This is a genomic window from Burkholderia sp. BCC0398, assembly GCF_902833245.1.
GTDB classification, from domain to species: Bacteria; Pseudomonadota; Gammaproteobacteria; order Burkholderiales; family Burkholderiaceae; genus Burkholderia; species Burkholderia sola.
In genome coordinates, this window is record NZ_CADFEM010000013.1 from 31,417 (window position 1) to 45,479 (window position 14,063).

Genomic DNA, 14,063 nt, shown 5'->3' on the forward strand with positions numbered 1-14,063 from the left:
GCGTGCCAGCCCTGCTGCAGCACCCGTTCCGGCCACCGGATGCGACCCTCGTGAACCCTCTCCTGCTCTCGCACTTCACCGCCACCAGCTGCATCGGCCGCGGCCTCGACGCGACCCTCGATGCGTTGCGCGACGCCCGCGGCGGGCTCGTGCCGTGCAATTTCGAGCGTGCGGATCTCGACACGTGGATCGGCGCGGTGGAGGGCGTCGATGAGCAGCCCGTGCGCGCCGATCTCGCCGACTTCGAATGCCGCAACAACCGCCTCGCGCAACTCGGCCTGACGCAGGACGGCTTCGACGCGCGCGTCGCGGCGGCGGTCGCACGCTACGGCGCCGCACGCGTCGGCGTGTTCGTCGGCACGAGCACGGCCGGCATCCTCGAAACCGAACGCGCGTATCAGCGCCGCGACCCGGCCGGCGGCGCGCTGCCGGCCGATTTCCGCTACGCGCACACGCACAACCCGTATTCGCCGGCCGCGTTCGTGCGCGCGTATTTCGCGCTGCGCGGACCGGCGATGGCGATCTCGTCTGCGTGCTCGTCGGGTGCGAAGGTGTTCGGCTCCGCGCGCCGCATGATCGAGGCCGGGCTGATCGACGCGGCCGTCGTCGGCGGCGTCGATTCGCTGTGCCTGACCACGCTGTACGGCTTCAACTCGCTCGAACTGCTGTCGCGCGAGCCGTGCCGGCCGTTCGACGTCGCGCGCGACGGCATCTCGATCGGCGAAGCCGCCGCGTTCGCGCTCGTCGAACGCGTCCCTGCCGCGCCCGCCGCGCTCGACGGCGACGCGATCCTGCTGCTCGGCATCGGCGAATCGAGCGACGCGCACCACATGTCGTCGCCGCATCCTGAAGGGCTCGGCGCGCGCGCGGCGATCGAGCAGGCGCTCGCTTCCGCCAGCCTCGGCGCGCACGACATCGACTACGTGAACCTGCACGGCACCGCGACGCCGAGCAACGATGCGGCGGAAAGCCGCGCGCTCGGCGCGCTGTTCGCCCGCACGCCGTGCAGTTCGACGAAGGGCGCGACCGGCCACACGCTCGGCGCGGCCGGCGCGCTGGAGGCGATCGTCGCGGCGCTCGCGCTGCGCGAGCAGTTCGTGCCGGCCGGCGTCAACACGACGCAGCCCGACCCGGCGCTCGCAGCCGATTACGTGCTCGCGAGCCGCGACACGCGCGTGCGCGCCGTCCTCTCCAATTCGTTCGGCTTCGGCGGCACGAATTGCAGCCTGATCTTCGGTCGCACCCAGCATGCGGCCGGTCGCGCTCGCCGTTGAGGCCCGCCATGACGCTCACCGCCTTCATCGAAAGCATCGGCCTCGTCGGGCCGGGATTGAACGACTGGCCGCACGCGGCCGACGTGCTCGCGGGCCGCGCGCCCTACGTGCCTGCCCGCACCGAGCTGCCGCCGCCGGCCGGGCTGCCGTCCGCCGAACGGCGCCGCACGGGCCCGGTCGTGCGCACCGCGCTCGCGGTCGGCCACGAAGCGGTGGCCGCGAGCGGCCGCGACGCCGCGACGCTCGCGACCGTGTTCAGCGCGTCCGGCGGCGACGGCCAGAACTGCCACGCGATCTGCGAAACGCTGGCCGGCGACGATCGCCAGCTGTCGCCGACCCGCTTCCACAATTCGGTGCACAACGCGCCGGCCGGCTACTGGAGCATCGCGACCCGCGCGACGGCGACGTCGAACGTGCTGTGCGCGCACGACGGCAGCTTTGCCGCCGGCCTGCTCGACAGCCTGTGCCAGGTCGTCGTCGATCGCGTGCCGAGCCTGCTGATCGCGTACGACACCGATTATCCGGAACCGCTGCGCACGGTGCGGCCGATCGGCGACGCATTCGGCGTCGCGCTCGTGTTCGCGCCGGAAGCGAGCGAACGCGCGCTCGCCCGCATCGACGTGCAGCTCACCGATGCGCCCGCGACGACGCTCGCGCATGCCGGACTCGACGCGCTGCGCGCCGGCAATCCGGCCGCCCGCGTGCTGCCGCTGCTCGATGCGCTCGCCGCGCGGTGCTCGACGCGCGTCGTGCTCGACTACCTGGACGATACGTGCGTGCAAGTCGACGTCGCGATCTCCGAATCCTGTGCGGAGCGCGCGCGATGACCGCACCGGTCGGATTGCCCCCGTCGCTCGACCATGCGTGGATTGCCGCGCACATTCCGCATGCCGGCGCGATGTGCGTGCTCGATTCGGTCGATGCATGGGATGCCGAACGAATCCGCTGCACCGCGACGAGCCACCGCGATCCGCACAACCCGCTGCGCGCGCACGGGCGGCTCGCGTCGGTTTGCGGCATCGAATATGCGGCGCAGGCGATGGCCGTGCACGGCGTGCTGCTCGGCGCGCACGAAGCGCGTCCGCGCGTCGGCTATCTCGCGAGCGTGCGCAACGTCGACGCGTTCGTCGACCGGCTCGACATGTTCGAAGCGCCGCTCACCGTCGACGCGCAACGCGTCAGCGGCGACGGCCGCTCGGTGCTGTACGGCTTCGCGCTGCGCTGCGGCGAGCGCGTGCTGCTGTCCGGCCGCGCGGCGGTGATGCTCGACGCATCGGCCGCCGGCGCGCTTCAACCGGCGCCTGCCGGCAACACGAATCCTCGATGACGAGGCTTACCTCAAGGAAACCGGTCGTGAAAGTTCGTCAGTTCATTGGCGCAGCGCTCGTTCTGGCGCTGCTGAGCCCGCTCGCACACGCGGACATGTCGGAAGTGAAGCAGGACATCAAGCGCGATTCGAAGGAAGCCGCGCACAAGACCGGCGAGGCCGCACGCAGCTTCGGCCACGCGACCGCAAGCGCCGCGAAGGCGGTCGGGCACGGCGTCGCGCATGCGTCGCGCGAAGGCTGGGAAGCCACCAAGCGCACGACGAAGCGAATCTTCCACAAGAGCGACGCGGGCGAGTCGGCTGGAAAGGGCGAAAGGAACGACTGATCGCGCATCCCGCGCGCATTGCCGACTGCATGCGCTCGGGGCGTAACCGCTCGCCGATCGCTCACCGCTTGCGACGCGACCGGCTTTGCCGTCAGCGCGCCCGGCGCATGCGGCGCAGCGACCTTTCCGGCCTGCGCGCGAAACACTTGCCGTACGCGACGAACCGGCAATCGCGATGATCGAAGTTCCGCAGCAGCCGCGCGCGGCGCCGCTCGAGCCAGTAGAGCGAGATCGCCATCGTCAGTGCGATGGCCAGCGCCGAGCCGCCGATCACCAGTCCGATCCAGGTGTCGCCCATGCGTTCTCCGAAATGCGAGGCCGAAGCGGCGCGCCTGCCGCCGCTCCGGCGCGGGATAGGGGGAACGCGGCCCGCACGGACGCGGCCGTGCGGGCCGCCGCACGTCACTGCATGTGCTGACCGCCGTTGATCGCGATGTTGGAGCCCGTCACGAAGCCGGCCTCCTCCGAGCACAGGTAAGCGACCAGCGCCGCAACTTCCTCGGGCTTGCCGAGCCGGCCCGCCGGGATCTGCGGGAGGATCTTCGTGTCGAGGATGTCCTGCGGGATCGCAGTGACCATCTTCGTCGCCAGGTAGCCCGGCGACACCGTGTTCACCGTCACGCCCTTGCGCGCGACCTCGAGCGCGAGCGATTTCGTGAAGCCGTGCATGCCGGCTTTCGCGGCCGCGTAGTTGGTCTGGCCGACCGAGCCCTTCGAGCCGTTCACCGACGAGATGTTGACGATGCGGCCCCAGCCGCGCTCGACCATGCCGTCGCAGACCGGCTTCGTCATGTTGAACACGGAATCGAGGTTCGTGCGGATCACCGCGTCCCAGTTGACCTTGTCGAGCTTGCGCAGCGTCATGTCGCGCGTGATGCCCGCGTTGTTCACGAGAATGTCGACCGGGCCGACGTCCTGCACGATCTTCTCGATGCATTGCTGGCACGAGTCGTGATCGGCCACGTCCACCGGGTACGCATGGAATGCCCGGCCGGCCGCATGCATCTCGGTCAGCCAGCGGTCCGAGCCGGCGTTGTTCGGCGAATACGTGACGACTACCCGGTGACCCGCGTCGTTCAACCGGATGCTGACCGCCTCGCCGAGGCCGCCCATCCCACCTGTCACAACTGCGATTCGCTTAGTCATACTATGAATTACCGACAAAAAAGTAATCGATGAAAGGCGGGGCGGCGGCCTCGCACACACTGCCGCCCCACCGCTTCGATGCGCGTCCGCCCGCGTCGCGGGCGCGGCACGCACCGGTACCTCGCGCGTGTTGTTGACTGCCTGTGTTGCGCGAAAACCGCCTGGCTCGCCCGCGACGCCGATTCGCGCCGCGAACGGACCGTATCGTCAGCCGCTGCTCAGACGCGCTCGACCGCGAGCGCGACGCCCATCCCGCCGCCGATGCACAGCGACGCCAGCCCGCGCTTCGCGTCGCGCTTGACCATCTCGTGCAGCAGCGTCACCAGGATCCGGCAGCCCGACGCGCCGATCGGGTGGCCGATCGCGATCGCCCCGCCGTTCACGTTCACCTTCGACGTGTCCCAGCCCATCTGCTTGTGCACCGCCAGCGCCTGCGCCGCGAACGCTTCGTTGATCTCCATCAGGTCCAGGTCGCCCGGCGTCCAGCCCGCGCGCTCCAGCGCCCGGCGCGACGCCGGCACCGGCCCCATGCCCATCACGCTCGGATCCACGCCCGCGTTCGCATACGCCTTGATCCGCGCCAGCGGCGTCAGGCCCAGCGCCGCCGCCTTCTGCGCCGACATCACCAGCACCGCCGCCGCGCCGTCGTTCAGCCCCGACGCGTTCGCCGCCGTCACCGAGCCGTCCTTCGCGAACGCCGGCTTCAGCCCGGCCAGCGACTCCGCCGTCACGCCGTGACGCACGAACTCGTCGGTCGCGAACTGCAGCGGCTCGCCCTTGCGTTGCGGGATCGACACCGGCACGATCTCGTCGTTGAAACGGCCCGCCTTCTGTGCGGCTTCCGCCTTGTTCTGCGACAGCGCCGCGAACGCGTCCTGCTCTTCGCGCGTGATCCCGTATTCCTTCGCGACGTTCTCCGCCGTGATGCCCATGTGGTACTGGTTGTACACGTCCCACAGCCCGTCGACGATCATCGTGTCGACCAGCTTCGCATCGCCCATCCGGAAGCCGTCGCGCGAGCCCGGCAGCACGTGCGGCGCCGCGCTCATGTTCTCCTGGCCGCCCGCGATCACGATCTCCGCGTCGCCCGCGACGATCGCGTTCGCCGCCAGCATCACGGCCTTCAGGCCCGAACCGCACACCTTGTTGATCGTCATGCCCGGCACCGCGCTCGGCAGCCCCGCCTTGATCACCGACTGCCGCGCCGGGTTCTGCCCGGAGCCGGCCGTCAGCACCTGGCCCATGATCACTTCGCTGACCTGGTCGGGCTTCACGCCCGCACGCTCCAGCACCGCGCGGATCACCGTCGCGCCCAGTTCCGGCGCCGCAATCTTCGCGAGCGAGCCGCCGAATTTGCCGACCGCGGTCCGCGCGGCCGATACGATCACTACATCCGTCATGTTCAGTTCCTGCATCGAAATCAGTTCGTCGTGGCAACGCCGGCACGAGACGGTCGCACATGGCGATGGCGCCGCCCGCCGCCGTATTGGCGGGCAGCTTCCGTCCGCACCGGCGGCACGGCACACCGCCGCACGGGCAACCGTGCACGGGCGTCTGGCGGCGAACCGGATGTTTGCCGGACCGCGCGTGGCACACGCGGCGGCCGGCGCCATCCGGTGCCGATCAATCTTGTCGCGCTCGCACGCGACACGCACTCACGCGGTTACGCAGCCGCGTCGCGCGCAGCCGCCGCGTCCTTGCGGGCGGCCGCCGCCGTCTGCTTCGCGCCGCGCGTGGCCGTTTCGCTGACCGCATCGAAGCCGCTCTGCGCCGCCTCGATCGCCTGCCCCGTCGCTGCGCGCACGGAGTCGGCCGCGGCGCTCGCCGCGGACAGCGCCGAATTCAGCGCGGCCACCACCGGAGCCGAGCCGGCCGGCGCGTGCTTCGACAGTTCGCCGAGCACGTCCTTCAGGCGTTTGTCGTTCTGTTCGTACTGCGCCTGCGCGACCTTCGCCCATTCGGACTGCGTCGACACCGCGATGTCGAACAGATGGCGGCCGTACGACACGACCTTGCCGGCCGCGTCCTGCGGCACCGCGACCTGCTGCACGAAGCCCGCGGCCGGGTTGTTGCTGCTGAACGCGTTCTTCAGCTTGTCCTCGTATTCCTCGAGCGCCGTCCGGGCCGCTTGCAGGTTGAGTTCGACGACAGCCTCGAAACCGTGGATCGCCGGACGGGCGATCGCAAACCACGCGGCGATACCGGATTGATAATCGGCGGCGAGTTTTTCGGGGGCAAATACGGACATCGGGCACGCTCCTGTTGGCAATGCGAGAGACGACGTAAAGAAAAACGGAAGCTTGATCGACCGCTGCTTCCTTATTGACAGCCCGCACCTGTTTGAGCACGGGCAGTGGAAGGAAGTCATTCTAGATCGATTAATTGTCAATTAAATGGCATTAATACTAGGTATAAACCCTTATTACCCTTTTGACCAGCAGCCGAAGCCGCAGGCGCGGCGAAATCTCAGACAAGACGCCACCCTCAGCGGCCCGCCATGCGTTTTTACCTTTTTGCAGCATAGCGCATCATGACGTGGCGCAATATTTGCCAATTCATTATTCCGCTTATTAGAAAACCGGCACCCATTGAAAATGGAGCAATCATTTATGTAATATTTTTTCTCGATTTGTTGTGAAATCGTTTTCTTGATTATTAATGACGAAATCAATAATCGGATGAATGGCCGGTCGCGACAAAAAAGGCCGCTCGAAGCGGCCTCGGTCGATGCGGTCGCGCGCGGGATCAGCCGGCCAGTTCGCGATGCAGCGCGCGGAACTCCTGCGCGAGCTTGTGCGCCGGCTCGAGATGGATCACCGGCGTCGACTGCTGATGCGATTCGCGGATCTTCACCGAGGCGGACAACCGCGACGCGAGCACCGGCAGCCCTTCGTCGACGAGCTCGTCGACCAGCCGTTGCGGCAGGCTCGCGCGCGGCTGGAACTGGTTGATGACGATCCCTTCTACCTCGAGCGCCGCGTTGTGGTCCTGCTGGATTTCCTTCACGTTCTCGAGCAGCGTGTACAGCGCGCGGCGCGAGAAATCGTCGCAGTCGAACGGGATCAGGCAGCGCTCGACCGCGATCAGCGCCGAGCGCGTATAGAAATTCAGCGCGGGCGGCGTGTCGATGTACACGGCGTCGTACATGTCGAGTTCGTTCAGCGCGTCGCGCAGCTTATAGATCTTGTAGCGCGATTCGAGCTTGCCGTGCAGCGTGTCGAGATCCGGATGCGCGGGCATCACGTCGAGCCCGTCGAACGGGGTCGCGTGAATGAACGACGCGACGTCGACCGGACGGAAGTTGAAGGTCAGCGCGGTTTCGAAGAAGCCGGCGACGCCCGGTTGCGCATCGTCCGCGGCGTCGCCGAGCAGGTAGCGCGTCGAGTTCGCCTGCGCATCGAGATCGATGACGAGCGTGCGCAACCCTTCGCTCGCGCTGATCGCCGCGAGGTTGCAGACGATCGTCGACTTGCCCACGCCGCCCTTCTGGTTGAATACGACCCGCCGCATGGTGCCTCCTCGATCGAAACGTCGAAACGGCCAGCTTAGCCGATCAATAATGGCGACCGCGTGACGCAGGTCGAATTGGACGCGACGAGTACGCGACTTGGACGCGCGATGTGTCAGACGCGCGGCACGGCGCCCGACACGTACCGGTTGCCGGGCACGCTCCACCGCCACGGCAGATCCTGGCCGACGCGAATGCCGATGCGCGGCCCGCCCGCCAGATCGGCGGGCGGCGCCATCCCGTCGTCGACGATCGCGAACCCGTCGCGCGCGCCGACCAGGTCGACGCCATCCTGCGCGCCGCCGATCCCCATCGCCTGCGTCAGCCGGGCCGGCCCGCGGCACAGGTCGCGATCGCGCGTGCGCGGCGGCCGCGCCGCCCGCATCTGGTCGAGCCCGTGCAGCGGCTCCAGCGCACGGATCAGCACGCCCGTTCCCGCACCGTCCGGGCCGCACACGCAGTTGCAGCACCAGTGCATCCCGTACGTGAAATACACGTAGAAGTGCCCGGGCGGCCCGAACATCGTCGCGTTGCGCGGCGTCTTGCCGCGATAGGTGTGCGCGGCCGGATCGAGCGCGCCCGCATACGCTTCCACTTCGACGATGCGGCCGGCCCGGCCGTCCGCGGACGCGAGGATCTTGTTGAGCAATTGCGGCGCCACCTCGGTGGCCATGCGGTTGAAGAATGCGCGCGGGACGATGGCGCCCGGCCATGGCGCCGGCGGCTTACCGCGTCGCATCGTGCCGCTCCGTCATCGCCGCGAGATGAAGCTCGCGATACGCGTCGACCAGATCGTCGAGCCCGAATGCGAGGTTTCTGCCGCTGGGGTTCGGCAGCACCCACACGCGTGCATGCCCGATGCGGGCCGGCTGCAATCCCCACGCGACCTCGCGTTGCCCCGACAGCGCCGAATACGCGGCCTTGCCGAGAAACGCGACGAAGCGCGGCGCATGCTGCGCGACCTTCTGCTCGAACCCGGCGCCCGCGGCCGCGAATTCCGCGCGCGACAGTTGATCGGCGCTCGCGGTCGGCCGCGACACCACGGCCGTCAGCCCGCAGCCGTAACCGAGTATCGCGCGATCGTCCTGCGGCGAAAGTTCCGTCGGCGTGAAGCCCGCGAGATGGATCACGCGCCAGAAGCGGTTGTTTCGCCCCGCGAAGTGATGGCCGGTCGCGGCCGCGAGCAGGCCGGGATTGATCCCGCAGAACAGGACGTCGAGATGGGGTGCGATGAGGTCGGCGAGTGCGTCAGCCACGTTTGATCCGGAGAGCGGCGTGCAGGCACGACGTAAACGAAGCAAGGCCCGAAAACCCGGGCCAAGCGACTGGCTTGACTCGGACGTTCGGGCCCATCGTGATGCGAGGGTGCGACCGGCGATCAGAACGGAATATCGTCGTCCATCTCGTCGAAGCCGCCGCCTGCCGGCGCGCTCGGACGGCTCTGGCCGCCGCCACCCGCACCACCGCGCGCTGCGCCGCCGGCACGGCCACCGCCGCCACCACGCTCTGCCTGCTCGCCGCGACCGCCGCCACCACCACCGTAGCCGCCGCCATAACCGCCTTCGTCACCGCTGCCACCGCCGCCGCCCGAACCGCCGCGGCCGCCGAGCATCTGCATCTGTTCGGCGACGATTTCGGTCGAGTAACGGTCCTGGCCGTCCTGGCCCTGCCACTTGCGCGTACGGATGCGGCCTTCGATATAGACCGACGACCCCTTCTTCAGGTATTCGCTGACGATCTCCGCCAGACGGCCGAAGAACGCGACGCGATGCCACTCGGTCATTTCCTTGAAATCGCCGCTTGCCTTGTCCTTGTAGCGGTCGGTCGTCGCGAGACGGATGTTCGCAACCGCGTCGCCGCTCGGCAGGTAACGGACTTCAGGATCGGCGCCGAGATTGCCGACGAGGATGACCTTGTTGACGGATGCCATGTGTTTCTCCAGTAAATTCGATGCCGGGCCGCCCGCGCGTATCGCCGGAACGGCCCGCCGGACAGGCCGGCGCGCGGCCGATGCCTGCCCGAAACAAGATTCAGGCCTTGCGCGGCGGCGCTTTCATGCTGGCCGCGATTATAAGCCACGCGGCAACGAGCCCCGAGCACGTATAAAACACCGTGTTCGCGCCGCCGTGCTTCAGCAGCCAGCCGCCCACGATGCCGCCGAGCGCGAGCCCGATCGACTGCGTGGTGTTGTAGACACCCGTGGCCGCGCCCTTGCGCGAACCCGGCGCGAGCTTCGACACGAGCGACGGCTGCGACGCTTCCAGGATGTTGAACCCGAGGAAGTACACGAACAGGATCGCCGCCACAATCAGAATGGTATGCGGTGCGCTGCCGAGCAACAATTGGCCGATCAGGATAGCCAGAATGCCGCCGAGCAGCACCGGCTTCATCTTGCCCCGTTTTTCCGCGACGATGATCGCCGGCACCATCATCACGAACGCGAGCCCCATCACCGGCAGGTAGACCTTCCAGTGCGCGGCGACCGGCAGCCCGCCGTCCACCAGGAGGCGCGGCACGACGAGGAACAGCGCCGTCTGCGTCGCATGCAGCACCAGCACGCCGAAGTTCAGGCGCAGCAGCTCGACGTTGTGCAGCACCTCGGCGAACGGCGCGGGCACGTGCACGGGCTTCGCCGCGTCGGGCACGATCCACAGCACGACGCCGATCGCGAGGATCGACAGCACGCCGACGATCGCGAACAGCCCGCTCATCCCGACCCAGTGGAACACGATCGGCGCGCCGACGATCGCGACCGCGAACGACACGCCGATCGAGCCGCCGACCATCGCCATCGCCTTCGTGCGGTTCTGCTCGGAGGTCAGGTCGGCGATGAACGCGAGCACCGCCGACGACACGGCGCCCATCCCCTGGATCACGCGGCCGACGATGATCCACGTGATGTCGTGCGCGAACGCGGCGACGAAGCTGCCGAGCGCGAAGATCACGAGGCCGGTGGCGATCACCGGCTTGCGGCCGAACTTGTCGGACGCCCAGCCGTAGAAGATATAGAACAGCGACTGCGTGACGCCGTAGGCCCCGAGCGCGATCCCGACGAGCAGCACGTTGTCGCCGCCCGGGATGGTTTTCGCGTAGACCGAGAACACCGGCATGATCATGAACAGGCCGAGCATGCGCAACGCGAAGATCGCCGCGAGCGACGTGGTCGCGCGCAGTTCGGGCGCAGTCATGCGGGAAGACGTGGCAGACGGATTGGACATCGGGAATGAATTTCGAATGATCGGAATGTCCGCCCGGCGGCGGGCGGCGGAAGATCAGGACCGGCGGCCTGGCGGCCTTTCGGACGACACGTCGGGGCCGGATGCAGGCGGCCTGCGGGCCGCGCGGAACGTGCGGCGCGACCGCTTTTCCCGGCGCAGGTGTCGCCTTGCTGCCACCTGCTGTAAAGGCTGGGGGCCGTAAACGACGGTCTCGAAAAGCCGTTATAGTAGCAGGTTTGGTTCCCTCCATTTTCGCCAGGTTCATGGAACAGATCCGTATCCGTGGGGCACGCACCCACAACCTGAAAAACGTCAATCTCGACCTGCCGCGCCACAAGCTGGTCGTGATTACCGGGTTGTCCGGGTCGGGCAAGTCGTCGCTCGCGTTCGACACCCTTTATGCCGAGGGCCAGCGCCGCTACGTGGAAAGCCTGTCCGCGTACGCCCGCCAGTTCCTGCAGCTGATGGAGAAGCCCGACGTCGACCTGATCGAGGGGCTGTCGCCGGCGATCTCGATCGAGCAGAAGGCAACGTCCCACAACCCGCGTTCGACCGTCGGCACGGTCACGGAAATCCACGACTACCTGCGACTTTTGTACGCACGGGTCGGCACGCCGTACTGCCCCGACCACGACATCCCGCTCGAGGCGCAGAGCGTGTCGCAGATGGTCGACGCGGCGCTCGCGCTGCCCGAGGAAACCAAGCTGATGATCCTCGCGCCCGTCGTCGCGAACCGCAAGGGCGAGCACGCCGAGCTGTTCGAGGAGATGCAGGCGCAGGGCTTCGTGCGCTTTCGCGTGCGCTCGGGCGGCGGCGCCGCGAACGAAGGCGTCGCGAAGATCTACGAGGTCGAGTCGCTGCCGAAGCTGAAGAAGAACGACAAGCACACGATCGACGTCGTCGTCGATCGCCTGAAGGTGCGTCCGGACATGAAGCAGCGGCTCGCCGAATCGTTCGAGACGGCGCTGCGCCTCGCCGACGGCCGCGCGATCGCGCTCGAGATGGATACCGACCGCGAACACCTGTTCAGCTCGAAGTTTGCGTGCCCGATCTGCTCGTACTCGCTGCAGGAGCTCGAGCCGCGCCTGTTCTCGTTCAACAACCCGATGGGCGCGTGCCCGGAATGCGACGGCCTCGGCCAGATCACGTTCTTCGACCCGAAGCGGGTCGTCGCGCACCCGTCGCTGTCGCTGGCCGCCGGTGCGGTGAAGGGCTGGGACCGCCGCAACCAGTTCTACTTCCAGATGCTGCAGAGCCTCGCGGCGTTCTACGAATTCGACATCGACGCCGCGTTCGAGGATCTGCCCGAAAAGATCCGCAAGGTGCTGCTGTTCGGCTCGGGCAAGCAGACGATCCCGTTCTCGTACATCAACGAGCGCGGCCGCACGACGATCCGCGAGCACGTGTTCGAAGGGATCATCCCGAACCTCGAACGCCGCTATCGCGAGACCGATTCGGTCGCGGTGCGCGAAGAGCTGTCGAAGTACCAGAACAACCAGCCGTGCCCGTCGTGCGACGGCACGCGCCTGCGCCGCGAGGCGCGCCACGTGCGGATCGGCACCGGCGACCATGCCCGCGGCATCTATGAAATCAGCGGCTGGCCGCTGCGCGACGCGCTCGGCTATTTCGACGGGCTGACGCTCGACGGCGCGAAGCGCGAGATCGCCGACAAGGTGATCAAGGAAATCGTCGCGCGCCTGACCTTCCTGAACAACGTCGGCCTCGACTACCTGTCGCTCGAGCGCAGCGCCGAGACCTTGTCGGGCGGCGAGGCGCAGCGCATCCGGCTCGCGTCGCAGATCGGCTCGGGCCTCACCGGCGTGATGTACGTGCTCGACGAGCCGTCGATCGGCCTGCACCAGCGCGACAACGACCGTCTGATCGCGACGCTCAAGCATCTGCGCGACCTCGGCAACTCGGTAATCGTCGTCGAGCACGACGAGGACATGATCCGCACGGCCGACTACGTCGTCGACATGGGCCCGGGCGCGGGCGAGCACGGCGGCGTCGTGGTGGCCGAAGGCACGCCGAAGCAGGTGCAGTCGAACCCGCAGTCGCTGACCGGCCAGTACCTCGTCGGCAAGCGCGTGATCGAGTATCCGGACGAGCGCATGTCGCCCGACCCCGAGCGGATGCTGCGCATCGTCGACGCGCACGGCAACAACCTGAAGCACGTCGATCTCGAGCTACCGGTCGGCCTCTTGACCTGCATCACCGGCGTGTCGGGCTCCGGCAAGTCGACGCTGATCAACGACACGCTGTATCACGCAGTCGCGCGCCACCTGTACGGCTCGTCGGCCGAGCCGGCGGCGCACGAGGCGATCGAGGGCCTCGAGCACTTCGACAAGGTGATCAACGTCGACCAGTCGCCGATCGGCCGTACGCCGCGCTCGAACCCGGCCACGTACACGGGCCTGTTCACGCCGATCCGCGAGCTGTTCTCGGGCGTGCCGACGTCGAAGGAGCGCGGCTACGATCCGGGCCGCTTCTCGTTCAACGTGAAGGGCGGCCGCTGCGAATCGTGCCAGGGCGACGGCGTGCTGAAGGTCGAGATGCACTTTTTGCCGGACGTGTACGTGCCGTGCGACGTGTGCCACGGCAAGCGCTACAACCGCGAAACGCTCGAAGTGCAGTACAAGGGCAAGAACATCAGCGAAGTGCTCGACATGACGGTCGAGCACGCGTACGCGTTCTTCAGCGCGGTGCCGGTCATCGCGCGCAAGCTGAAGACGCTGCTCGACGTCGGCCTCGGCTACATCCGCCTCGGCCAGTCGGCCACGACGCTGTCGGGCGGCGAGGCGCAGCGCGTGAAGCTGTCGCTGGAGCTGTCGAAGCGCGACACCGGCCGCACGCTGTACATCCTCGACGAGCCGACCACCGGCCTGCACTTCCACGACATCGCACTGCTGCTCGAAGTGATCCACCGGCTGCGCGACCAGGGCAACACGGTCGTGATCATCGAGCACAACCTCGACGTGATCAAGACGGCCGACTGGGTGATCGACCTCGGCCCCGAAGGCGGCGCCGGCGGCGGCCAGATCATCGCGCAGGGCACGCCCGAGCAGGTCGCGAAGACCAAGGCGAGCTTCACCGGCAAGTACCTCGCGCCGCTGCTCAAGCGTCCGACCCGCAAAGTCGCGGCCGGCTGACGCCGTTCCGCCCTTCCCGCGCGCGGCCGCCCGGCCGCGCGCGCGTCGACGGCGGCCGCGCCCCCTCGTTTTCCCTTCTGCGTTTCCACCACGCGCCAAACCGCCCGTTTGCGGC

14 protein-coding genes are annotated in these 14,063 nt (G+C 68.0%); 5 read left to right on the forward strand and 9 right to left on the reverse strand.

Annotation, left to right across the window (positions count from 1 at the left end):
• The first annotated feature begins 50 nt into the window (after positions 1 to 50).
• Genes HWX76_RS26135 through HWX76_RS26150 form a run of 4 tightly spaced genes read left to right on the forward strand, consistent with a single transcriptional unit; the run spans position 51 to position 2,927 of the window.
• A complete protein-coding gene (locus tag HWX76_RS26135) occupies positions 51 to 1,274 on the forward strand; it encodes a beta-ketoacyl-[acyl-carrier-protein] synthase family protein (protein ID WP_176016562.1) in 1,224 nt (407 codons plus the stop codon).
• 8 nt (positions 1,275 to 1,282) lie between these two features.
• Positions 1,283 to 2,101 (forward strand): beta-ketoacyl synthase chain length factor, encoded by an 819-nt coding sequence (locus HWX76_RS26140; protein ID WP_176016563.1) that lies wholly within the window; start codon positions 1,283 to 1,285, stop codon positions 2,099 to 2,101.
• Entirely contained in the window at positions 2,098 to 2,601 is a 504-nt protein-coding gene (locus tag HWX76_RS26145) for a hotdog family protein (protein WP_176016564.1), read from the forward strand. Before HWX76_RS26140 ends, HWX76_RS26145 begins: the two co-directional genes overlap by 4 nt.
• Positions 2,598 to 2,927, forward strand: coding sequence for a hypothetical protein (locus tag HWX76_RS26150; protein WP_176016565.1), 330 nt, complete (start codon positions 2,598 to 2,600; stop codon positions 2,925 to 2,927). The genes HWX76_RS26145 and HWX76_RS26150 overlap by 4 nt, the downstream gene beginning before the upstream one ends.
• A 91-nt stretch (positions 2,928 to 3,018) precedes the next feature.
• On the opposite strand, the gene HWX76_RS26155 is transcribed toward HWX76_RS26150, so the two are convergent.
• The 9 genes from HWX76_RS26155 to HWX76_RS26195 all read right to left on the reverse strand — a co-directional run bounded on the left by HWX76_RS26155 (position 3,019) and on the right by HWX76_RS26195 (position 10,799).
• Positions 3,019 to 3,225 carry a hypothetical protein gene (locus HWX76_RS26155; RefSeq protein WP_050016713.1) on the reverse strand — a complete coding sequence of 69 codons (207 nt, stop codon included), beginning with the start codon at positions 3,223 to 3,225 and terminating at the stop codon, positions 3,019 to 3,021.
• Positions 3,226 to 3,329: 104 nt separating this feature from the next.
• The gene (gene phbB / locus HWX76_RS26160) at positions 3,330 to 4,073 is read right to left on the reverse strand and encodes an acetoacetyl-CoA reductase (protein ID WP_176016566.1); all 744 of its coding nucleotides are present in this window, start codon (positions 4,071 to 4,073) and stop codon (positions 3,330 to 3,332) included.
• Positions 4,074 to 4,291: 218 nt separating this feature from the next.
• A complete protein-coding gene (locus tag HWX76_RS26165) occupies positions 4,292 to 5,473 on the reverse strand; it encodes an acetyl-CoA C-acetyltransferase (protein WP_089488936.1) in 1,182 nt (393 codons plus the stop codon).
• 263 nt (positions 5,474 to 5,736) lie between these two features.
• Positions 5,737 to 6,321 (reverse strand): TIGR01841 family phasin, encoded by a 585-nt coding sequence (gene phaP, locus HWX76_RS26170; protein WP_050014908.1) that lies wholly within the window; start codon positions 6,319 to 6,321, stop codon positions 5,737 to 5,739.
• A gap of 497 nt (positions 6,322 to 6,818) precedes the next feature.
• The gene (locus tag HWX76_RS26175; protein WP_050014907.1) at positions 6,819 to 7,583 is read right to left on the reverse strand and encodes a ParA family protein; all 765 of its coding nucleotides are present in this window, start codon (positions 7,581 to 7,583) and stop codon (positions 6,819 to 6,821) included.
• Between the two features lie 113 nt (positions 7,584 to 7,696).
• Positions 7,697 to 8,320, reverse strand: a complete 624-nt coding sequence (locus HWX76_RS26180; RefSeq protein WP_050014905.1) for a DNA-3-methyladenine glycosylase — start codon at positions 8,318 to 8,320, stop codon at positions 7,697 to 7,699.
• Positions 8,307 to 8,837, reverse strand: a complete 531-nt coding sequence (mug, locus tag HWX76_RS26185; RefSeq protein WP_050014903.1) for a G/U mismatch-specific DNA glycosylase — start codon at positions 8,835 to 8,837, stop codon at positions 8,307 to 8,309. The genes HWX76_RS26180 and mug overlap by 14 nt, the downstream gene beginning before the upstream one ends.
• Before the next feature lie 122 nt (positions 8,838 to 8,959).
• Positions 8,960 to 9,511, reverse strand: a complete 552-nt coding sequence (locus tag HWX76_RS26190) for a single-stranded DNA-binding protein (RefSeq protein ID WP_050014902.1) — start codon at positions 9,509 to 9,511, stop codon at positions 8,960 to 8,962.
• Between the two features lie 100 nt (positions 9,512 to 9,611).
• The gene (locus HWX76_RS26195; RefSeq protein ID WP_021162585.1) at positions 9,612 to 10,799 is read right to left on the reverse strand and encodes an MFS transporter; all 1,188 of its coding nucleotides are present in this window, start codon (positions 10,797 to 10,799) and stop codon (positions 9,612 to 9,614) included.
• Between the two features lie 263 nt (positions 10,800 to 11,062).
• Here HWX76_RS26195 and uvrA point away from each other — a divergent pair, with 263 nt between their 5' ends.
• Entirely contained in the window at positions 11,063 to 13,948 is a 2,886-nt protein-coding gene (gene uvrA / locus HWX76_RS26200; RefSeq protein ID WP_124593407.1) for an excinuclease ABC subunit UvrA, read from the forward strand.
• Positions 13,949 to 14,063: the final 115 nt, after the last annotated feature.

Excerpts from the sequence above, each read along its gene's own strand:
- HWX76_RS26140 (WP_176016563.1), top strand. The coding sequence starts at position 1,283 with ATGACGCTCACCGCCTTCATCGAAAGCATCGGCCTCGTCGGGCCGGGA.
- HWX76_RS26145 (WP_176016564.1), top strand. The coding sequence starts at position 2,098 with ATGACCGCACCGGTCGGATTGCCCCCGTCGCTCGACCATGCGTGGATT.
- HWX76_RS26150 (WP_176016565.1), top strand. The coding sequence starts at position 2,598 with ATGACGAGGCTTACCTCAAGGAAACCGGTCGTGAAAGTTCGTCAGTTC.
- HWX76_RS26155 (WP_050016713.1), bottom strand. The coding sequence starts at position 3,225 with ATGGGCGACACCTGGATCGGACTGGTGATCGGCGGCTCGGCGCTGGCC.
- phbB (WP_176016566.1), bottom strand. The coding sequence starts at position 4,073 with ATGACTAAGCGAATCGCAGTTGTGACAGGTGGGATGGGCGGCCTCGGC.
- HWX76_RS26165 (WP_089488936.1), bottom strand. The coding sequence starts at position 5,473 with ATGACGGATGTAGTGATCGTATCGGCCGCGCGGACCGCGGTCGGCAAA.
- phaP (WP_050014908.1), bottom strand. The coding sequence starts at position 6,321 with ATGTCCGTATTTGCCCCCGAAAAACTCGCCGCCGATTATCAATCCGGT.
- HWX76_RS26175 (WP_050014907.1), bottom strand. The coding sequence starts at position 7,583 with ATGCGGCGGGTCGTATTCAACCAGAAGGGCGGCGTGGGCAAGTCGACG.
- HWX76_RS26180 (WP_050014905.1), bottom strand. The coding sequence starts at position 8,320 with ATGCGACGCGGTAAGCCGCCGGCGCCATGGCCGGGCGCCATCGTCCCG.
- HWX76_RS26190 (WP_050014902.1), bottom strand. The coding sequence starts at position 9,511 with ATGGCATCCGTCAACAAGGTCATCCTCGTCGGCAATCTCGGCGCCGAT.
- HWX76_RS26195 (WP_021162585.1), bottom strand. The coding sequence starts at position 10,799 with ATGTCCAATCCGTCTGCCACGTCTTCCCGCATGACTGCGCCCGAACTG.
- uvrA (WP_124593407.1), top strand. The coding sequence starts at position 11,063 with ATGGAACAGATCCGTATCCGTGGGGCACGCACCCACAACCTGAAAAAC.